The organism is Halomonas aquatica (genome assembly GCF_040196335.1).
Classification (GTDB): Bacteria; Pseudomonadota; Gammaproteobacteria; order Pseudomonadales; family Halomonadaceae; genus Halomonas; species Halomonas aquatica.
This window is the reverse complement of the sequence record NZ_JBEGCJ010000003.1, coordinates 74,860-95,409: the sequence shown is the minus strand read 5'-3', so window position 1 is coordinate 95,409 and position 20,550 is coordinate 74,860. Positions and strand designations below refer to the sequence as shown.

18 protein-coding genes are annotated in these 20,550 nt (G+C 63.0%); 5 read left to right on the top strand and 13 right to left on the bottom strand.

The genetic code is table 11. From position 1 onward, the window contains the following. The first annotated feature begins 122 nt into the window (after nt 1–122). From ABE960_RS06715 to ABE960_RS06705, 3 genes are read left to right on the top strand one after another with little or no spacing between them, the layout of a single operon-like run. Nucleotides 123–518 carry a PA2779 family protein gene (locus ABE960_RS06715; RefSeq protein WP_349761916.1) on the top strand — a complete coding sequence of 132 codons (396 nt, stop codon included), beginning with the start codon at nt 123–125 and terminating at the stop codon, nt 516–518. Nucleotides 519–531: 13 nt separating this feature from the next. Then, nucleotides 532–1,509, top strand: coding sequence for a PA2778 family cysteine peptidase (locus ABE960_RS06710; RefSeq protein ID WP_349761481.1), 978 nt, complete (start codon nt 532–534; stop codon nt 1,507–1,509). 2 nt (nt 1,510–1,511) lie between these two features. After that, nucleotides 1,512–1,952 (top strand): DUF488 domain-containing protein, encoded by a 441-nt coding sequence (locus tag ABE960_RS06705; protein ID WP_349761480.1) that lies wholly within the window; start codon nt 1,512–1,514, stop codon nt 1,950–1,952. A gap of 41 nt (nt 1,953–1,993) precedes the next feature. On the opposite strand, the gene ABE960_RS06700 is transcribed toward ABE960_RS06705, so the two are convergent. From ABE960_RS06700 to ABE960_RS06660, 9 genes are all read right to left on the bottom strand, one after another. Beyond that, nucleotides 1,994–3,310, bottom strand: coding sequence for a peptidoglycan-binding protein (locus ABE960_RS06700; protein ID WP_349761479.1), 1,317 nt, complete (start codon nt 3,308–3,310; stop codon nt 1,994–1,996). Nucleotides 3,311–3,616: 306 nt separating this feature from the next. Beyond that, the gene (nqrM, locus tag ABE960_RS06695) at nt 3,617–3,871 is read right to left on the bottom strand and encodes a (Na+)-NQR maturation NqrM (RefSeq protein WP_349761478.1); all 255 of its coding nucleotides are present in this window, start codon (nt 3,869–3,871) and stop codon (nt 3,617–3,619) included. Nucleotides 3,872–4,019: 148 nt separating this feature from the next. Continuing rightward, entirely contained in the window at nt 4,020–5,252 is a 1,233-nt protein-coding gene (gene nqrF / locus ABE960_RS06690; protein ID WP_349761477.1) for an NADH:ubiquinone reductase (Na(+)-transporting) subunit F, read from the bottom strand. 70 nt (nt 5,253–5,322) lie between these two features. Further along, a complete protein-coding gene (nqrE, locus tag ABE960_RS06685) occupies nt 5,323–5,940 on the bottom strand; it encodes an NADH:ubiquinone reductase (Na(+)-transporting) subunit E (protein WP_071945613.1) in 618 nt (205 codons plus the stop codon). Between the two features lies 1 nt (nt 5,941). Further along, complete coding sequence (locus tag ABE960_RS06680) at nt 5,942–6,610, bottom strand: NADH:ubiquinone reductase (Na(+)-transporting) subunit D (protein ID WP_349761476.1); 669 nt, start codon at nt 6,608–6,610, stop codon at nt 5,942–5,944. A 2-nt stretch (nt 6,611–6,612) separates the two neighbouring features. Then, a complete protein-coding gene (locus tag ABE960_RS06675) occupies nt 6,613–7,434 on the bottom strand; it encodes a Na(+)-translocating NADH-quinone reductase subunit C (RefSeq protein WP_349761475.1) in 822 nt (273 codons plus the stop codon). Then, nucleotides 7,434–8,660 (bottom strand): NADH:ubiquinone reductase (Na(+)-transporting) subunit B, encoded by a 1,227-nt coding sequence (locus ABE960_RS06670; RefSeq protein WP_349761474.1) that lies wholly within the window; start codon nt 8,658–8,660, stop codon nt 7,434–7,436. The genes ABE960_RS06675 and ABE960_RS06670 overlap by 1 nt, the downstream gene beginning before the upstream one ends. Further along, complete coding sequence (locus tag ABE960_RS06665) at nt 8,660–10,009, bottom strand: Na(+)-translocating NADH-quinone reductase subunit A (RefSeq protein WP_349761473.1); 1,350 nt, start codon at nt 10,007–10,009, stop codon at nt 8,660–8,662. The genes ABE960_RS06670 and ABE960_RS06665 overlap by 1 nt, the downstream gene beginning before the upstream one ends. A 397-nt stretch (nt 10,010–10,406) precedes the next feature. Continuing rightward, nucleotides 10,407–11,870 (bottom strand): glyceraldehyde-3-phosphate dehydrogenase, encoded by a 1,464-nt coding sequence (locus tag ABE960_RS06660; RefSeq protein ID WP_349761472.1) that lies wholly within the window; start codon nt 11,868–11,870, stop codon nt 10,407–10,409. Between the two features lie 203 nt (nt 11,871–12,073). Between ABE960_RS06660 and mfd the strand changes: the two genes are divergently transcribed. Further along, a complete protein-coding gene (gene mfd / locus ABE960_RS06655) occupies nt 12,074–15,523 on the top strand; it encodes a transcription-repair coupling factor (protein WP_349761471.1) in 3,450 nt (1,149 codons plus the stop codon). Between the two features lie 148 nt (nt 15,524–15,671). After that, nucleotides 15,672–16,724, top strand: a complete 1,053-nt coding sequence (locus tag ABE960_RS06650) for a L,D-transpeptidase family protein (RefSeq protein ID WP_349761470.1) — start codon at nt 15,672–15,674, stop codon at nt 16,722–16,724. Between the two features lie 315 nt (nt 16,725–17,039). Here the strand turns inward: ABE960_RS06650 and ABE960_RS06645 are convergent, their stop codons facing one another. From ABE960_RS06645 to ABE960_RS06630, 4 genes are all read right to left on the bottom strand, one after another. Beyond that, the gene (locus ABE960_RS06645) at nt 17,040–17,303 is read right to left on the bottom strand and encodes an Lpp/OprI family alanine-zipper lipoprotein (protein WP_349761469.1); all 264 of its coding nucleotides are present in this window, start codon (nt 17,301–17,303) and stop codon (nt 17,040–17,042) included. Nucleotides 17,304–17,479: 176 nt separating this feature from the next. Further along, complete coding sequence (locus tag ABE960_RS06640) at nt 17,480–18,094, bottom strand: L,D-transpeptidase family protein (RefSeq protein ID WP_349761468.1); 615 nt, start codon at nt 18,092–18,094, stop codon at nt 17,480–17,482. A gap of 189 nt (nt 18,095–18,283) precedes the next feature. Next, nucleotides 18,284–18,748: a 2-hydroxyacyl-CoA dehydratase gene (locus ABE960_RS06635; RefSeq protein WP_349761467.1), complete on the bottom strand. Its 465-nt coding sequence runs from the start codon at nt 18,746–18,748 to the stop codon at nt 18,284–18,286. Nucleotides 18,749–18,896: 148 nt separating this feature from the next. After that, nucleotides 18,897–20,489, bottom strand: coding sequence for an ABC-F family ATPase (locus ABE960_RS06630; protein ID WP_349761466.1), 1,593 nt, complete (start codon nt 20,487–20,489; stop codon nt 18,897–18,899). Between the last annotated feature and the right edge of the window lie 61 nt (nt 20,490–20,550).

The following is a 20,550-nucleotide window of genomic DNA, read 5'->3' as shown; positions in this document are numbered from 1 at the left end:
ATGAAATTTCAAATCATTCCGTCCTATACTGGACGTGCATCGCATTCTGCCGGCCTGCATGGAGGCAGCTCCGGCGGAGCCTGGAGCCGGAAGCCCAACCCAAGAAAAGGAACATCAAGATGATGAAGAAGATCTGCCGTTACCTCAGCCCGCTGCTGATCGCCGCCCTGGTGCTGGGCAGCCTGCCTGTCGCCGCCGCCCCGGCCAGTTCTGGGAGTGGTCTGGTCACCACCCAGGATGCCCTGAATGCCGAGCGTACCCGGGGAGATCATGAGCGCATCCACGCCATCCTCGCCCGTGACGATGTCCAGGAACAGCTCGTCGCTCAAGGAGTCGATCCCGCAGAGGTGGAAGCTAGGGTAGCCGCCCTCTCCGATGCCGAAGCTGCCCAGATGGCCGACCAGCTCGAGCAGCTCCCCGCCGGCGCCAGCGTGGTCGGCGCCCTGTTCGCCGTCTTCGTGATCCTGCTGGTCACCGACATCCTCGGCCTGACCAACGTCTTCCCGTTCACCCGTTGAACGAGGTGGTAGCATGACACCCAACCGCTTGCGGCATCTCGCTAGCGCTGCAACCGAGAGCGCCCGCCTTGCGGGCGCTCTCGCGTTGGCCATGCTGCTGCTCGTGATGGCCGGCTGCGCGTCCACTCCCCGGCTGGCCGATACGACCCGCAGCGAGCTTCCCAGCCGGGCCCAGCTCGCGGACGTACCCTTTTATGGCCAGCGTGACTATCAGTGCGGTCCCGCCTCGCTGGCCATGGTGCTCGATGCCTCCGGCACGCCCGTCGCCGTCGACACCCTGATTCCCCAGGTCTTCATTCCCGGCCGAGAGGGCAGTGTGCAGCCCGAGATGCTTGGCACCGTGCGTCGCCATGGCCGCATTCCCTTCCTGATCGAGGGCTCTCTGGATGCCCTGATCACCGAGATCGACGCCGGCCATCCGGTGGTGGTGATGCAGAACCTCTCGCTGCCGGCCTGGCCGCTCTGGCACTACGCCGTGGCGATCGGTTTCGATCTTGATGAAAATGAGATGATCCTGCACAGCGGCATGGAACCCGAGCGCCTGGAGTCCTTCAAGCGCTTCGATGCTACCTGGGCCCGCAGCGATCGCTGGGCCTTCGTTGCACTCGCCCCGGGAGAGCTGCCGGCCGGCAACTACGCCAGCGGCAACCTTGATGCCATCGCCGAGTTCGAACGCGTACAGGGAGAACGCGCCGCGATTCCCGCCTGGGAGGCACTGGTGGCCAGGCATCGAGACTTCGCCATGGGTCATTTTGCATTGGGCAACGCCCGTCACGCCACGGGCGACACCCGGGGAGCCATGGCCGCCTTCGAGGACGCCGCGACGCAGGACCCCGGCCTCGCCGCCGCATGGCTCAACCTGGGACTGCTGCATGGTGACCTTGAGCAAGCCGACGAGGCCCGAACGGCGCTTGAGCAAGCCGCATCTCTCCCCGGGCCCTGGCAAGACCAGGCCCGAAAGGCCCTCGATGACCTGAAGACGGGAGTCTAGCGATGGCCTACGACATCGTGCTTAAACGGATCTACCAGCCGGTTGATGTCGAGGATGGTGTCCGGGTGCTGGTCGATCGCCTCTGGCCACGCGGCAAGCGCCGCGAGAGTCTCGCACTGACGGACTGGTACCGGGATGCATCTCCCTCGCCGGCACTGCGCCGGCAATTCCATCTGGAAGAGATCAGTGCGGAAGTCTTCGCCGTTCGCTACCGAGGAGAATTGCGTGATGCCCCGGACAGCCTGATCCCGCTGATGCGCCATGCCCGGCGGGGACGGCTGACGCTGCTCTCGGCCGCGCGGGACCTGGAGAGGTCACACCTGCCACGGCTGCGCCAGGCGCTTTTCCAGGCGCTGCATGAGGAGGACGCAGAGGACCGCGAGCCGGCCTCCTCACCCTGCTTTTCCCATCAGATCAGGAACAGCTCGATACCCGGCCCCTGAGGGGCCCTTTCCTGCCTGTCGAAGTGGGTTCTGCTTCCTCGTCAATCTTCTACCCGTATCCGGCCAAGGCTGAAGTCGCCGCCATGATTGGCGAACACGAAGCCCTGGAAGCGCTCACGAAAGCTCGTGTCCCGTGCCCGAATGACTCGACGTCCATCGACGCTGATGCGCATCTCGCCATCCGCGTCGCGGCTCCAGACCAGGGTATGGAAGCTGCCATCCTCGAGATTGAGGGAAGCATCGCTGGTGGCGATCAGATCGCTCCTGCTGCTGGTCAGCCTCATCAGGCTAAGTCCGGGGCGTGAACCGGGGTGATAGACCAACCGGTATCCGCCGCCCGGACGATCACCCTGGTAGACGCCCATTTCGAGACTGCCTTCCCTCTCTCTGGAGGCCAGGTCCACTTCCATCTGAAAGACGTTGCGGATCGGCGACGCGACGAAGATCCTGGCGGTTTCCGTCTCTGTCGCCGCGGCCTCGGGCCGTATATTGCCAGTCTGCTCGAGGATCATTTGCAACATGGCCAGGCCGATGTCTTCGGGCCTGTCGGAGCGCAGGCTGGGTGCCGCAGATGCATTCTCGTCGACAATCTCCACCACGCTTCGCAAGCCATCCCGATCGATGTCGAAGCGCCCACTGAGCACCGTCCAGGCGGGGTTTCGACGATAGTCACCATCACCGAAATCGTCCTGCAGGGCCACCCGGGGCGAGTCCTCGGTCGCGCTCGATGCCGCCGGCTCGGTGGCTACCGCCACTTCCTGTCGCTCCGTCTGGCGCAGGCGTATCAGCAGGTCGGATGTTGCATAGCCGTTGCTGGCAATGCCCGCGTCGGACTGGTACTGGCGTATCGCATTCCGGGTGCGTGTCCCCATCAGCCCGTCCACGGGGCCCGCATCGTAGCCGAGACGATTGAGCTCGCGCTGTATCTCGGCCACCCCCTGCCGATCCGACAGGGTCTCGATGTCGGGCCGCGCTGCTGGTGCCACCTGGGCAGCTGATGCCTGCTCCGGCTGCCAGGCACGCGCCACCCGCTGGGCCTCGGCGATCTGCTGCGTCGTCATCCGTTGGGCGATCGCATCCCGGGCGTCGGCCGCATGCCGATGGCCGTGCGAGGCCGCCAGGTTGTACCACTTGTGCGCTTCGACGAAATCCTGGGGAGTGCCGTTGCCGGCTTCGTGCATGCGCCCCAGCATGTACTGGGCATCGGCGTCCTTGCCTCGGGCGAGCTCTCGGAATTCCTGGATGGCGTCTCGGTATTGCTGTTGCTCGTAGTTACGCATGGCGCCGGCATAATCGGCGCTGGCCGTGGTGATATAACCGAACATGAGGAGTGCGAGTACCAATCCCTTCCTGATCATGGTGATGTCTCCAAATCCAGTGGACATATCATCCAGACCGGTTATCTGGACGCTATCGTCCAGACTGTACCCGTCGTACTGAGCAAGCAAGTACTGTCTGCGCCGCGGAGATGGGCGCTGCCGTCACCAGGGCATGATGCTGTGGGGGGAATGGTACTAGGGGTTTCAGGGTGCCAGGGCGAACAATTCATCGACACCATGGGCAACAATGAGGCTTGGAGAACATCGCGGGAGACTGGCGTCCGAGGCGTATTGCCACCGAGGGCGCGTTGCGCACCGACGATGGACACCAGTCTCTTTGAGCGGTCAACGGCGGGTCGCGTCGTACCCCAGATCGGCTCCGCGGCTCTCGTCACTGCGACGACGCGCGCTGCCATGCTTGCGGTTCTCTTCCTCACAGACCTCGTCCTTGCCACCGCAGACCTCGCATCCTTCCTTGAGCCCGAGCTGGTTGAGGCCACCGCAGCTACCGGCGATTGGCTTGCGCCCCATGATCACGCCGACGGCCATGGCGGCCATGATCAACAGCATGAAGGCGAATACCACCAGGTAAAGGGTCATTGTAACGCTCCTCGATAACGGTAAAGGTCGTCCATCCTGCCCGTATGACAACACGACGGCCGTTGGGATCCATTTAGCTTGATATCAGGCAGCAGAACCGAAGGGGCCGGCCTCTCGGCCGGCCCGGGTTGCCGTGTATCGAGCGAGATCAGCCGCCGAAATCGTCCAGCAGGATGTTCTCTGGCTCGACGCCCAGATCGATCAGCAGCTTGATCACCGAGGCGTTCATCATGGGCGGCCCGCACATGTAGTACTCGCAGTCCTCAGGGGCCGGATGGTCCTTGAGATAGTTCTCGAAGAGAACGTTATGGATGAAGCCGGTCGGCCCTTCCCAGTTATCCTCCGGCTGCGGGTCGGAGAGCGCCAGGTGCCACTCGAAGTTGGGGAACTCCTCGGCCAGCTGGTCATACTCGTCGTTGTAGAAGGTCTCGCGCCAGGAGCGAGCCCCGTACCAGAAGCTGATCTTTCTGTCGCTCTTGATCCGCTTGAGCTGGTCGAAGATGTGGCTGCGCATCGGCGCCATGCCGGCACCGCCACCGATGAAGATCATCTCGGCATCGCTGTCCTTGGCGAAGAACTCGCCGAACGGCCCCATCACGGTGACCTTGTCGCCCGGCTTCAGTGCGAAGACGTAGGTGGACATCAGGCCCGGAGGATGGCTCGAGTTGGGCGGCGGTGTGGCGATACGGATGTTGAACTTGAGGATTCCCTTCTCTTCCGGGTAGTTCGCCATGGAGTAGGCCCGGATGATTTCCTCATCGTTCTTGTGGGAGATGTCGAACAGGCCGAATTTCTCCCAATCACCGCGATACTCTTCTTCGATGTCGAAGTCGGAGAACTTGATGTCATAGGGCGGCGCCACCAGCTGCACGTAGCCGCCGGCACGGAAGCCCACTTCCTCACCCTCCGGGAGCTTGAGGTTGAGCTCCTTGATGAAGGTGGCGACGTTGGGATTCTCGATGACCTCGCATTCCCACTGCTTGACGCCGAAGACCTCCTCCGGGACCTCAATCTTCATGTCCTGCTTCACGGGCACCTGGCAGGAGAGGCGCCAGCCCTCCTTCTTCTCGCCCAGGGTGAAATGGGACTCCTCGGTGGGAAGGATCGAGCCACCACCCTCCTCGACCCGGCACTTGCACTGGGCACAGGAGCCGCCGCCACCGCAGGCGGAGGAGAGGAAGATGCCGTTGGCCGCCAGGGTATTGAGCAGCTTGCCCCCAGCCTGGGTGGTAAGGGTGTGCTCGGGGTCACCGTTGACCTCGATGGTCACATCCCCGGTACTGACAAGCTTGCTGCGGGCGGCCAGGATCACCGCCGTCAGACCGATGATGATCACGGTGAACATGACCACACCGAGCAAGATGACTGTTGTATCAACCATGTCGGTTTCCTATTGCTTGCGTTGCCAGGTCACCGGCGGCGCTGACGCCGCCGGAAGAACACGAGCCGTCTCAGAGCTGGATGCCGGAGAAGGACATGAAGCCCAGTGACATCAGGCCCACCGTGATGAAGGTGATGCCCAAGCCCTGAAGCGAGGCGGGCACGTCGCTGTACTTGAGCTTCTCGCGAATACCGGCCAGCGCCGTGATGGCGAGCGCCCAGCCGGTACCCGCACCCAGACCGTAGACCACAGACTCACCGAAGTTGTAGCTGCGCTCGACCATGAACAGCACACCCCCGAGGATGGCGCAGTTCACGGTGATCAGCGGCAGGAATACACCCAGGGCGTTGTAGAGCGCCGGCACGTACTTGTCGAGGAACATCTCCATGATCTGCACCAGGGCGGCGATGACGCCGATGTAGGAAAGCAGACCCAGGAAGGAGAGGTCGATGTTCTCGGCACCACTGATGCCGGTCCATGTCAGGGCGCCCTCCTTGAGCAGGAAGGTATAGACCAGGTTGTTCACCGGCACGGTGACGGTCAGCACCACGATGACGGCGATGCCCAAGCCGATGGCCGAAGAGACCTTCTTGGATACTGCAAGGAAGGTGCACATGCCCAGGAAGAAGGCCAGGGCCATGTTCTCGACGAAAACCGAGGCAACGAACAGGCTGAGATAGTGTTCCATGTTACACGGCCTCCTTCGGCTGGGTGTTGGCCTTCATAGTGAACTCGTTCTCCTCGATCTGTTCCGGGTTGACGGCGCGCAGCACCCAGATCATCAGGCCAATGATGAAGAACGCCGAGGGCGGCAGCAGCAGCAGGCCATTGGGCACGTACCAGCCACCGTTCTGCACGGTCTCGAACACGGTGATGCCGAAGACGCTGCCCGAACCGAGCAGCTCACGGAAGAAGCTCACGACCATCAGGATGAAACCGTAGCCCAGCCCGTTGCCAATACCGTCGAGGAAGCTCAGCATCGGCGGGTTCTGCATGGCAAAACCCTCGGCACGCCCCATCACGATGCAGTTGGTGATGATCAGCCCCACGAACACCGAGAGCTGCTTGGACATCTCGTAGGCATAGGCCTTGAGGATCTGATCCACCACGATGACCAGCGAGGCGATGATGGTCATCTGCACGATGATGCGGATGGCAGAGGGGATCTGGTGACGCAGCAACGAGACGAACAGGTTCGAGAACGCCGTCACGAAGATCACCGCCAGGGACATGACCAATGAAACGCTCATGCTGCTGGTCACCGCCAGCGCCGAGCAGATGCCCAGGATCTGCAGGGCGATGGGGTTATTCTTGAAGATAGGCGTCGTCAGAACGCCCTTGTAAGTCGGTGCGGACATGATCAGGCTCCTTCAGTGTCGTCGGACGCGGTGGCAGCACCCTGTACGTCGGACTGGGCCAGACCCTCACGGAACTTGGCCAGGTACTCGCCGAAGCCCGCAGGGCTGAGCCAGAACTGCAACATGTTGGATACCCCATTGCTGGTCAGTGACGCACCGGACAAGGCATCCACCTCGGTCTCGCTGCTGGCACCGCCCTTCACCAGCTGGATGGCCGGCTGCGCACTATCTTCTGCACCAAAGATCTCCTTGCCCTCCCACTGAGCCTTCCAGCGGGGATTGTCCACCTCACCGCCCAGGCCAGGTGTCTCGGAATGCGAGTAGAAGGTGATGCCGTTGATGGTGTTGCCGTCACCCTGCACGGAAAGATATCCGCGCATCAAGCCCCACAGCCCCTGTCCCCGGATCGGCAGGATGAGCTGCCGAGGATCATCTGGATCGCCCACCAGGAAGACGGTGCTGTAGTTCTCCATGCGAGACAGGCCGGCGATGTCCTTCTCTCCGGACAACGTGCGGGACTGCGCAGGATCCTTGGCCGCCTGGAAGCTGTCGTAGCTCTGAGGGTCGTATTCGCTGGAATACTCACCGCTATTCAAGTCGACGACACGCGGCGTGATCTGCTCGCTGTAGGCCTTCTCGATATCCATGCCCTCCTGATAGAGGTCGGCAACGACCAGGATGTTCGACTTGCGGTCGAGCTCCTGGTTGAGTTGCTGCTTGGAGCGCAGTGCCACTGCAGCGGTGGAGACGATGATCGAACACACGATACAAAGTGCGAACGCCACCGTCAGTATCTTCTTGGTGGAGTTATTGCTCTGTGCCATCAGGCAGTCTCCTCGGCCGGCACACCGGTGCGCTGCATTCGGCGCTTGATGTTGGCCTGTACAAAGAAGTGATCGATCAGCGGGGCGAACAGGTTGGCGAACAGGATCGCCAGCATGATGCCTTCGGGGAACGCAGGATTCACGACACGGATCAACACGGTCATGACACCGATGAGGGCACCGAAGATCAGGCGACCCTGATTGGTCATGGAGGCAGAGACCGGGTCGGTGGCCATGAAGACCATGCCGAAGGCGAAACCGCCCACCACCAGGTGCCAGTACCAGGGCATGGCAAACATCGGATTGGTCTCGGAACCCATCAGGTTGAACAATGTACTGGTCGCCACCATGCCCAGGAACACGCCTAGCATGATCCGCCATGAGGCGATTCTGGTCCAGAGCAGTGCCACCGCACCGATCAGGATCGCCAGGGTCGAGACCTCACCCACCGAGCCGGGGATGAATCCGAGGAAGGCATCCCACCAACCGAACTGGCTGGAGAGCGCCGCCATGCCGTCCTGGAAGGCAATGGAGAGTGCCGTCGCACCGGTGAAGCCATCGGCCGCCACCCACACCGAATCACCCGAGATCTGTGCCGGATAGGCGAAATAGAGGAAGGCACGGCCAGTCAGCGCCGGGTTGAGAAAGTTCTTGCCGGTACCGCCGAAGATCTCCTTGCCGATCACCACGCCGAAGGTGATGCCGAGCGCCACCTGCCATAGCGGGATGGTGGCCGGCAGGATCAGGGCGAAGAGCACGGAGGTAACGAAGAAGCCCTCGTTGACCTCATGGCCCCGCTTGATGGCGAACAGCACCTCCCAGAAGCCGCCCACCACAAAGGTGACCAGATAGATGGGCAGGAAATACGTCGCGCCGAGCACCAGGTTGGCCCAGAGACTGCCGGGGTCATGGCCGGTGGTCAGGGTCGTGACAATGGCCTCACGCAGGCCCGTCGGGGCACCGAAGCCATCGGCGATCGCCAGGTTGGCCTGCCAGCCGGCGTTCCACATGCCGAAGAACATCGCCGGGAAGGTGCACAGCCAGACGGTAATCATGATGCGCTTGAGGTCGATCCCGTCGCGCACATGCGCCGTGGTCTTGGCCACGCTCGGCGGCGTGTAGAAGATGGTATCCACCGCCTCATAGAGGGGATAGAACTTCTCGTACTTGCCACCCTTGTGGAAGTGTGGCTCGAGATTGTCGAGTGTCTGTCGGATTGCCATCATCACACCTCTTTCTCGATCATGGTGAGGTTGTCACGCAGGATGGGACCGTACTCGTACTTGCCGGGGCACACGTAGGTGCACAGCGCCAGGTCCTCTTCGTCCAGCTCCAGGCAACCCAGTGACATGCCCGTCTCGATGTCCCCAACGATCAGCGTACGCAGCAGCTGGGTGGGCAGGATGTCCAGCGGCATCACTTCCTCATAGGCTCCTACCGGCACCATGGCGCGCTCGGAGCCATTGGTAGAGGTGGTCGGCGCATAGTTGCGCAGGCCCTTGATCTTGGAGAGGTAGATGCCGAGAACGGAATGGCGGTTTGCGCCAGTGGACATCCAGCCCATGAAGATGCGCTTGTTGCCTTCCTCGATGAGGCTGATCTGATGGTGGAAGCGCCCCACGTAGCAGAGACTCCCCTCGGCGGTGAAGCCAGAGAACACCGAACCGGAAATCACGCGGGTATCGTCGGGGTCGATGACTTCACCGGCGAGCAGTTCCTCGGTGCTGGCCCCGAGGCGAGTGCGCAGCAGGCGGGGATTCTCGGCGCGCGGGCCGCCCAATGCGATCACGCGCTTGACGTCCAGCTTGCCCTCGGCGAACAGCTTGCCGAAGGCGATGACATCCTGGTAGCCGATGTGCCAGACGCGCTTGTGGAGGGCAACGGGCGAGAGATGATGGATGTGCGTACCCACCAGGCCAGCGGGGTGCGGACCGGCGAAGGTCTCCTGCTGCACGCCCTCGACGTCACCACCCGGGACACGAGCATCCGGTGCGGTGCAGAGGAAGACCCGGCCTTCGGTCAGGCGAGCCAGCACCTTCAGTCCGTCCTCGAAGGCATCGGCCTGCTCGTTGATGATCGCGGCAGGGTCGGCGGCCAGCGGATGAGTATCGATGGCAGTGACGAAGATATCGGTCGGCGTACTATCGATGGCCGGTGTGCGCGAGAAGGGACGCGTGCGCAGGGCCGTCCACAGGCCCGAGTCGACCAGTTGGTCGACCACGGCCTGACGCTCGAGGCCCTCCAGCTTGTCGCGACCATGGGCGGTAAATTCGACCGCCTCCTCGGTCTCGTCGACCTTGATCACCACCGACAGCAGCTTGCGCTTCTCACCACGGTTGATGGCCACGACTTCACCGGCCGCAGGTGCCGTGAAACGCACACCGTCGATCTTCTTGTCGGTGAAGAGCAGCTGGCCCAGCTTGACCCTGTCCCCCTCACGGACCTCCATGGTCGGCTTCATGCCGACGTAGTCGGTGCCCAGGACGGCCACATGGCGCACCGGCCGCGCATCCTCGATACGCTCCTCCGGTGCCCCCGTGATGGGGAGATCCAGGCCTTTCTTGACTTCGATCATAGTCTCGCCCAGTTGATGGATCGGATAGATGAAGAAAGGGGTTCGAATGGATTCGAATGCTTCTGTTTTCAGTACGTTACCAGACGGGCCCGAGGCTTGCTCGAACCACCCCGAAAAATCCATCGTATTATAAAGACAAGCGAAAGGGATGACCACCTGACCTAAGGTCGCAAGATCCAACGGCACTAAGGGAGACATGGTCACGGGCAGTGGAATCAACGTGAGATGTCGCTCACTCAGCCATTTTCGGGTCGGCATCGCGCCGCCATCGCCTCGGCCAGAAAAAGGCAGGACCCCACCGGCCGAGTTGGCCGGAGGGGGCCAGGGAGAGAGACATGGCCGCCCATCAATGGACGGCTGGCTCTGCCATCAGGGCCCGGCCATCAGGACCCGGCCATCAAGACTGAGCGCGAGGCAGCTTGAGGAAGTGCACGTTGGAGACATGCTGGAGGATGCGGACCACCTGACAGCTGTAGCCGAACTCGTTGTCGTACCAGACATAGAGGACGGCATTCTTGCCGTTGGCGATGGTCGCCTTGGCATCGACGATACCTGCGTGACGGTTGCCGACGAAGTCGGTGGAGACCACCTCTGGCGAGTCGACGAAGTCGATCTGCTTCTGGTAGGGAGAGTCGAGCGACATGCGACGCAGGAAATTGTTGAGCGTCCCTGCGTCGGTGTCCCTCTCCAGGCGCAGGTTGAGGATCGCCATGGAGACGTTGGGCGTCGGCACGCGGATGGCGTTGCCGGTCAGCTTGCCGTCGAACTCCGGCAGCGCCTTGGCGACGGCCTTGGCGGCACCGGTTTCGGTAATCACCATGTTGAGCGGGGCACTGCGACCGCGACGATCCCCCTTGTGGTAGTTGTCGATCAGGTTCTGGTCGTTGGTGTAGGAATGGACGGTCTCCACATGACCATGCTCGACGCCGAACTCGTCGTTCAGCACCTTGAGGACGGGCACGATGGCATTGGTGGTGCATGATGCCGCGGAGATGATGCGATCCTCGGCACTGATGGCCAGGTGGTTGATGCCATAGACGATGTTCTTGACGTCACCCTTGCCCGGCGCCGTCAGCAGCACCTTGGCCACGCCCTTGCACGCCAGATGCTGGCCCAGGCCCTCCTCGTCGCGCCAGATGCCGGTATTGTCGACCACCACGGCGTTGTCGATGCCATAGGCGGTGTAGTCGACCTCGGCCGGCGAGTCGGCATAGATCACCTTGATGACGTTGCCGTTGGCGATCAGGGTCCGCGACTCGACGTCGATGCTGATGGTGCCGTTGAACGGGCCATGGACCGAGTCGCGGCGCAGCAGGCTGGCGCGCTTCTCCAGGTCCTTGGCGATGTCGCCTCGACCACGCACCACGATGGCGCGCAGACGCAGAAGGTTGCCACCACCGGCTTTCTCGACCAGCACCCGCGCCAGGATACGACCGATGCGCCCGAAGCCATAGAGCACCACGTCCTTGGGCTCGCCAGTGCCGGCATTCGGATCATGGGCGTCGACGATCTCGCTGAGCTCATCTCGCAGGAAGGCCTGAGCATCAGTGCCGCCACGCCGCTTGAAGGCCACGCCCAGCTTGCCCACGTCGACGTGGGCCGGCCCCAGGTTCAGGTCCATCATGGCCTGGACCAGCGGAAAGGTATCCTGCACGGAAAGCTCGGTTCCCTCGGCCTTGCGCACGAATCGGTGATCCTTGAGGATGCGGATCACGCTGCGATTGAACAGCGACCGTCCGAACATGGTCACCACCACGTTGTTGCGACGGTAGAGGCTCCCGATCATCGGGATCATCTGCTCGGCGATCGCCTGGTTGTCGTGCCATTGATGGAAGACGGTATCGAGGGATTGCTGACTCACGGCTGGCCTCTCCTGGGTGAGAATAGTGAGGAAAATGCTGAGGCATTATCCGGGGCGGCGTCTCCCGGGGCAATCGCAGGATGGTCGCAGCCGCTGTAGGGGTTTTACAGGAATCTGCCCTTGACTACAGGACTGCGCCGGGGCTGGTATGATGCCCTTACCTTCGCAAGCCGCTCACGAACACGGTTGGGTAACCGAACAGCATGCCGAATTTCTCCCCGCTCGACCCGCCTCGCCCCCAGGGCCTGCGCGACATCCTCTACTGGCAGACCCCGGCGGGCAGCGCCACCGCCCTGGCCCTGGCACACCTTGCAGAAGACGCGCCGCTGCTGGTGATTACCCCCGATACCGCCACGGCTCAGCGACTGGAGAGTGACCTGGGCTTCTATGGCCGACTTCCGGTCATGCCCTTTCCCGACTGGGAGACCCTGCCCTACGACAGCTTCTCGCCACATCAGGACATCGTCTCGGCGCGCCTTCGCACCCTTAGGCGCCTCCAGGACGGCGAGCATGGGATCGTGCTGGCCGCCATCAACACCCTGATGCAGCGCCTGCCACCGGTGGATTATATCGCCGGACGCGTGATGACGCTGGAAACGGGCCAGATACTGGATCGCGAGGGATTTCGGAGCGCGCTCTCACGGGCCGGCTACCGGTCCGTGGAGACGGTCTTCGAACCCGGCGAGTATGCCCTGCGCGGGGCGTTGATCGACCTTTTCCCCATGGGCGCCGAATCTCCGCTGCGTATCGACCTCTTCGATGACGAGGTCGACACCCTGCGCCACTTCGACCCGGAGACCCAACGCAGCCAGGATCGGGTCGAGCGTGTGGAATTGCTCCCTGCTCACGAATACTCCCTGTCACGATCGGCCATTGCCTGCTTCCGCGAGGGTTTCGAGACCCTGTTCGATGTCGACCCTCGACAGTGCCCTCTCTATGTCGATGCCCTCAAGGGCATTCCCTCCCCCGGCCTGGAGCAGTACCTGCCGCTGTTCTTCGAGCAGACGGCCACTCTGTTCGAGCACCTGGCCGAGGGGACTCGGGTGGCCATGTTACCTGGCGTGTTCGAGGCGGCAGAGCACCATTGGGAAGCCATCGAGGGTCGTTTCGAGAACCTCGGCGTCGACCCCAGCCGCCCGCTGTTGCCCCCGCATCGGGCGTTCGTGCCGGTGGCCGAGGTATTCGGTGATATCAAGCGCCATCCACGGGTGGCCCTGACCGGCGATGCCGAACACCGGCATGCCAAGATGCCCGCCTGCCAGCCCCCGCCGACGGTGTCGGTGAATGCCCGGGCGAAACGGCCACTGGCTGACTTGACGGCCTTCCTCGACGACCACCCCGACACCCGGGTGCTCTTCGTGGCCGAGTCCCGTGGCCGGCGAGAGGCCCTGGAGGAGACCCTGGCGCCGCTGCGGCTCGCGCTGGGTCATGTAGAGGACTTTCCGGCCTTCCTCGCAAGCGAGTCGCGCCTGGCCATCACCGAGGGCGAGATCGATGCTGGGCTGTGGCTGACCGACCCCGACCTGGCGGTAATCAGCGAGACCGAACTCTTCGGGGAAGTGGTCCGCCAGAGTCGCCGCCGGGAGAAGGCGACCGATGACGGTGAGCTGGCCATCCGCCATCTCTCGGAACTGCGCCCCGGTGTCCCGGTGGTCCATCAGGCCCACGGTGTGGGCCGCTACCTGGGGCTAGAGACCCTGGAAGCGGGCGGACAGGCCGCCGAATTCGTGACTCTGGAATACGCCGAGGGCGCGCGCCTCTATGTGCCCGTGGACAGCCTGCACCTGATCTCTCGCTACGCCGGCACCGACGACGAACTGGCCCCGCTGCACCGGCTGGGTTCCGACCAGTGGGAGAAGGCACGCCGCCGCGCAGCCGAGAAGATCCGCGACACGGCCGCCGAGTTGCTCGACATCTACGCCCGCCGTGAGGCCCGGGAGGGCTTCGCCTGTGCACCGCCCGACGCGGAGTACGCCCGCTTCGCCGCCAGCTTTCCCTTCGAGGAGACACCCGACCAGCGCGCCGCCATCCAGGCCGTGATCGGCGACATGACGGCACCGCGTCCCATGGACCGTGTGGTCTGCGGCGACGTGGGCTTCGGCAAGACCGAGGTCGCCATGCGGGCCGCCTTCCTGGCGGTACACGCCTCTCGTCAGGTGGTTGTGCTGGTACCCACCACGCTGCTCGCCCGCCAGCACTACGAGAACTTCCGCGACCGCTTCGCCGACACCGCCGTGAATATCGAACTGATCTCGCGCTTCACCGCCGGCAAGGGGCAGGCCGCCTCCCTGAAACGCATCGAGGAGGGCCAGGCGGACATCGTTATCGGCACCCACAAGCTGCTCGCAAAGAGCATGAAGCTTCCCAGGATGGGCCTTCTGATCATCGACGAGGAGCATCGCTTCGGGGTGGCCCAGAAGGAGCGCCTCAAGAGCCTGCGCGCCGAGGTGGACATCCTGACCATGACCGCCACCCCTATCCCGCGGACATTGAACATGGCCATGAGCGGCATCCGCGACCTGTCGATCATCGCCACCCCGCCGGCCAGGCGTCTGTCGGTGAAGACCTTTGTCCAACAGCGTGACGAGGCGGTGATCAAGGAGGCGATCCTGCGCGAGATCCTCCGCGGCGGCCAGGTCTATTTCCTGCACAACGAGGTCAAGACCATCGAGACCGCCGCCGAGAAGGTCCGCGAGCTGGTGCCGGAAGCCCGAGTCGGGGTTGCCCATGGCCAGTTGCCGGAGCGCTCCCTGGAACGGGTCATGTCCAACTTCTATCACAAGCGCTTCAACGTTCTGGTCTGCTCCACCATCATCGAGACCGGCATCGACGTGCCCAGCGCCAACACCATCGTCATCGAGCGCGCGGACAAGTTCGGCCTTGCCCAGCTGCACCAGCTTCGCGGCCGTGTCGGGCGCAGCCACCACCAGGCCTATGCCTACCTGCTAGCCCCGCCCCCTCGGGCCATGAGCAAGGACGCCGTCAAGCGACTGGAAGCCATCGCCGGTGCCGAGGATCTGGGGGCAGGCTTTACCCTGGCCAGCCACGACATGGAGATCCGCGGGGCGGGCGAGCTGCTGGGCGAGGAACAGAGCGGCCAGATGGAAGCCATCGGCTACGGCCTCTACATGCAGATGCTCGACCGTGCGGTGAAGGCGATCCGCGAGGGACGCACACCCAACATCGAGGCTCCGCTGGACCAGGGGGTCGAGGTCAGTCTCAACCTGCCTGCGCTGATCCCCGACGACTACCTTCACGACGTCCAGCAGCGTCTGGTGATGTACAAGCGTATCGCCAGTGCTGCCGATGAAGGCGAGATCAAGGAGCTGAAGGTGGAGATGATCGATCGCTTCGGCCTGCTTCCGGCGCCGGTCAAGACCCTGCTGCGCCAGACTCGGCTGCGTCTGCGTGCAGAACGCCTGGGCATCAACCGCCTGGAGGCCGGCCCCGAGAAGGGACGGGTGATCTTCGGCCCCCAGACCGCCATCGACCCCCTGGTGCTGGTGGATCTGATCCAGCAGGCCCCCGAACGCTATCGCCTCGACGGCGCCGACACACTGCGCTTCGAGGCGGCCATGGAGAAGGAGGAGGCACGCTTCCAGGCGGTGGAACGACTTCTCGACACTCTCAATCGCAAGACCGAAGCGGCCTGATCGCCGCGCCAACGGCTGAGGTGCCAACGCTTATCCACCTCTCCCGTCTGGCGGACACCCACCCGGACGGGTGATACTAAGGTACAGGGGTGCCCAGGACGGGCCCACCGCAGCCCCAGACGACCGGCAACCACGGGAACATGACTCGATGAAACACTTCCCTCTGTTCGGGCGCGCCGCCCGATTTACCATTTCGCTGGGCCTCATCGCCGCCCTGGCCGCTCCACTGCAAGCCAATTCCGACGACTGGCCTCGTGGCCACTACCCCCTCCCCGAGGAGGGAGACCTCGTCGGGGAGGTCTATACCATCGTCACCGACAGCGGCGACACCCTGATCGACATCGGTCATGAACACGGCATCGGCTACGAGGAGATGGTCCGCGCCAACCCCGACATCAGCATCTGGGCCCCTTTCGAGGGCACCGAGGTAGTGATTCCTGGCCGCTTCATCCTCCCCGAGGGGCCCCGCGAAGGCCTGGTAGTCAACGTGGCAGAGATGCGCATCTACTACTATCCCCCCGCTGCGCAAGGCGAGACGCCCCGAGTCGAGACCTACCCCATCGCTGTGGGGCGCATGGACTGGAAGACCCCACTGGGCAGCACCCGGATCACCCAGAAGGTGAAGGACCCGGCCTGGTACCCGCCGTCGTCGATCATCAAGGAACATGCCGAAGATGGCCGGATACTGCCGAGAGTGGTGCCGCCTGGGCCGGACAACCCGCTGGGCAAGTTCAAGATGCGCCTGGGCATCCCCGGCTACCTCATCCACGGCACCAACAAGCCCGAGGGCGTCGGCATGCGCGTCACCCATGGCTGCATCCGCATGCTGCCGGAAGACATCGAGGATCTCTTCCCGCGCCTGTCGGTGGGTACAGAGGTCAAGCTGATCAACGAGACCCTCAAGCTCGGCTGGGCGGACGGCACCCTGCATGTCCAGGCCTACCCCTACCTCGACGAGGAGGACGGCACCAGCATCCAGCGCATTACAGAGGCACTCTACAAGGTCGACACGGCGATCAGTGGCCTCGACTACCCCGTGGACTATGCTCTCCTGCGACAGGTCGTTGAGGTACCGCGCGGCATGCCCATGCCTCTGGAGGTCACCGTCCCTGAGCCAGCCCCCGAGACCCTCTGGGACCGCCTGGAGCTGATCGCGGCCGACACTGCCGTCCGCCAGAAACGTCAGGCCAAGCGAGGCTGATCCACCAGCTTGCTGGCCTAATCACCCAGCAAGTCGGGGCGTCAAACCGTACGCTTCCACAAAAGGGCATTGCCCATCGTCATGTTGTGGGAGCGACATTTCTGTAGCGACGAAGAAGGCGCGCCGGCGCGAAGCAAGTCGAGTCGTGGAACCGGTCGCTCCCACTGGCTTCATTGCCCCCTCCAGGATTCGAGCACCTACAGATGTGGATGTTCGCACCTACAGATGCCTATACCAACGACAGGGGCCTCGCCGTGATCGGCGAGGCCCCTGTATGAAGGTTCTGCTACCGCCCTACCGGACGGCATAGAACGATCACTTGCGCATGGAACGCTCGAACATGCGGTTCATCTCTTCGCGGTTCTGCTCGGACATCTGCAGGGCCGCGCGAGCGTCGCGCTGAGCCTGGTTGGCGGTGTTCTGTGCCTGGACAGCAATGCTGCGTGCTTCGGCAGCGTCAGCCTGGGCAGACTCGGCAGTCATGCGGACTTCGTCCAGAGCGCCGGTGGACGCACAACCGGCCAGGATGGCCAGAGATGCAGCAGCGGCGGTCAGCTTGAGGGTAGTCTTCAGAGTCATGGTGTTCTCCTTGGTCTTCCTTGGGTACTGCGTTGGTGTTGCCTGAGTATCAGGCTTCCTGCAGAAGCAGGTCTACATGCAGCGACTTCTGCTGCGAAGCAGAGGTATCGAACGCTGTTTTATATCACGTTACAACGTCTATACATAGCTTAGAACGTTCCTTGCGCAAGTAAAGCCTAACGAATCACGACACGTGTGCCAATGTCGATTAATGACGACAGGCGCTCGACCTGCGGATCGGTCACCGCCACGCATCCGTCGGTCCAGTGAAACCGCTGATGGATGTCGGGATCCCCCTCGCCGAGCCCGTGAATGCCGATGAAACCACCGAGAACCGTATCCTGTGGAGGGTAGCCATGACGACGGTAGTAGGAGAAGTAGTCGTCATAATCCTGCTGACTGTAGACCCCGGAATCCAGGGCCATGCGAGCATGGGTCGGTGTGGGATAGTCCAGACCGATGAAGATGTGGAACTTGCTCTGCCGGTTGAAGCGATTGACCCGGAACTCACCCAACGGTGTAGCCCGGCCACCTCGCTGACGCTGGGGCTTGGCCCCCCCGCGCCCCAGCGATACCGGTTCGAAACGCTCCAGCAGCATGTTGCCTTGATAGACCTTGAGGCTTGCCTCGCTGTCCTCGACGAGCACCCAGCGCTCGCGGTCATGGCGAGGAACGATAGCTCGGGAAAGGATGTTATCCATCATGCTGGCGGAGGACCCGGACGAGGCCAGCAGCAACAGGGGGGAACTCAGCGCCAGCAGGCCGAAGCGGCGACGGGACAGGTGATTCATCGACGACATCTCTGGGGCATGCATGAAATGAAAGACCTCAATACCGCCGATGTTATACCGCATTGCGCCGGCGCTGTCAGGAGAGGCGCCGATAGGGGTCGGCCGTAGACGACTATCAGGGTCTCGCCGCCCTCCGCACGACGTGAAAAGACCTTTGCCGACATCGCCCTATCCTAAATATACCTCGAGTCAGTAATCCTCGAGCCGCTGAATGTCACGGGCAATGCGCCGCACCTCGGCCTCGTGGCCGCTGGCGAGCGAGGCGAAGAAATCACGCTCCCCCTCAACCGATGACCGATCGACACGGTAAGCGTAGAGATCCTGCAGCGTCCTGTGCATGGTCAGTGCCGTCACCAGCACATCCTGCACACTGTCGCCCGCCATGTTATCGGCCAGGCGGTCGAGGGTGGGGGCATGGGGAAAGTCGGCCGGATCATCGAACCAGGTCTCGAGGACCTTGTGATGACCACCGTCCTCCTCGAGATAATCGGCCAGATCGACCTGCATCTTCCGCTCGTGTTCGGCCAGGTACTCAAGCGCCATGCGTACCCGGTCACTCACGCCTCCGGACGCCAGCTGGTCGTATTGTTCGGCAAGCCCGCGATGGTAGTCGGCCGCCCAGGCGACCAGTTCCTTGACCTGATGAAAACGCATGAGCGGCTCCTCGCTTCGACGCCCTGACCCAGACGGGTCGACCCTCCCTTAAGCCTAGCCAAGCCGCCGGCCTAACGCTTGATGCGTGTCAATCAACCCAGGGTTAGGCCAGCGCCAGGCGGTCGACAGTCATACCATGGCGGCCGGTTCAGTTGAACAGGCCCTGACTGCGCAGGTAGTCGTCATAGCTGCCGCTGAAGTCGGTGACCCCGTCACCGCTCATGTCGAGGATACGGGTGGCCAGAGACGAGACGAACTCACGGTCATGGCTGACGAAGATCAGCGTGCCCGGGTAGTTGGCAAGCGCCAGGTTGAGCGCCTCGATGGACTCCATGTCCAGGTGATTGGTGGGCTCGTCCATCAGCAGCACGTTGGGCTGCGTCAGTGCCAGCTTTCCGAACAGCATGCGACCCTGCTCGCCACCGGAAATCACCTTGACCGACTTGCCGATGTCATCGCTGGAAAAAAGCATCCGTCCCAGGGCACCTCGCACTTCCTGCTCCCCCCCCTGGGTCCACTGGGCCATCCACTCGAACAGCGTGGCCTGATTGGCGAAGTCGTCGCCATGGTCCTGGGCAAAGACGCCGAGTTCGGCGCTGTCGGTCCAGCGCACCGCTCCAGCATCGGGATGGATCTCGCCCGCCAGGGTCTTGAGCAGGGTCGTCTTGCCGATGCCGTTGGGACCGATGATGGCGATGCGCTCGCCGGCCTCCACGGTCATCGAGAGGCGCTCGAAGAGGGGCGCGTCCTCATCGAACCCCTTGGTGATTGCCTCCACGTTGACCGCGTTACGATGGATCTTCTTGGCCTGCTCGAAGCGGATGAAGGGGCTGACCCGGCTGGAGGGCTTGATGTCCTCGAGCTTGATCTTGTCGATCTGCCGCGCTCGTGACGTGGCCTGCTTGGCCTTGGAGGCATTGGCCGAGAAACGGCTGACGAAGGCCTGAAGCTCGGCGATCTGCGCCTTCTTCTTGGCATTGTCGGCGTGCTGTCGCTCACGGGCCGCCGTGGCGGCCGTCATGTAGTCGTCGTAGTTCCCGGGAAACAGCGTGATCTCGCCGTAGTCCAGGTCGGCCATGTGCGTGCAGACGCTGTTCAGGAAGTGGCGGTCATGGGAAATGATGATCATGGTGCTGTCGCGGGCGGTCAGCATGTCCTCCAGCCAGCGGATCGTGTTGATGTCCAGATGGTTGGTGGGCTCATCGAGCAGCAGCACGTCGGGGTCGGCGAAGAGCGCCTGGGCCAGCAGCACGCGCAGCTTCCAGCCCGGCGCGATCTCGCTCATGGGCCCCCCATGCTGGTGGAGGGGGATGCCCAGCCCAAGCAGCAACTCGCCGGCCCGAGATTCGGCGGTATAACCGTCGAGTTCGGCGAAGCGCACCTCCAGGTCGGCCACGGCCATGCCATCCTCCTCGCTCATCTCTGATAGCGAGTAGATGCGCTCGCGCTCGGCCGCGACCTGCCAGAGTTCATGGTTGCCCATGATCACGGTATCGATGACCCGCTCGTCCTCGAAAGCGAACTGGTCCTGGCGCAGCTTGCCGAGCCGGTCGCCCGACTCCACCATCACCTGCCCCGAGGACGGTTCCAGGTCCCCGCCGAGGATCTTCATGAAGGTGGACTTGCCGCAACCGTTGGCGCCGATCAGGCCGTAGCGATGACCATTGCCGAACTTGATGGAGACATTCTCGAACAGCGGCCTGGCGCCGAACTGCATGGTGATATTGGCGGTGGAGATCAATGAAGCGTCCAGTCAGTGCGTGAAGGGGGCGAGATTGTACCGGTTATCGTCCCCGCTCACA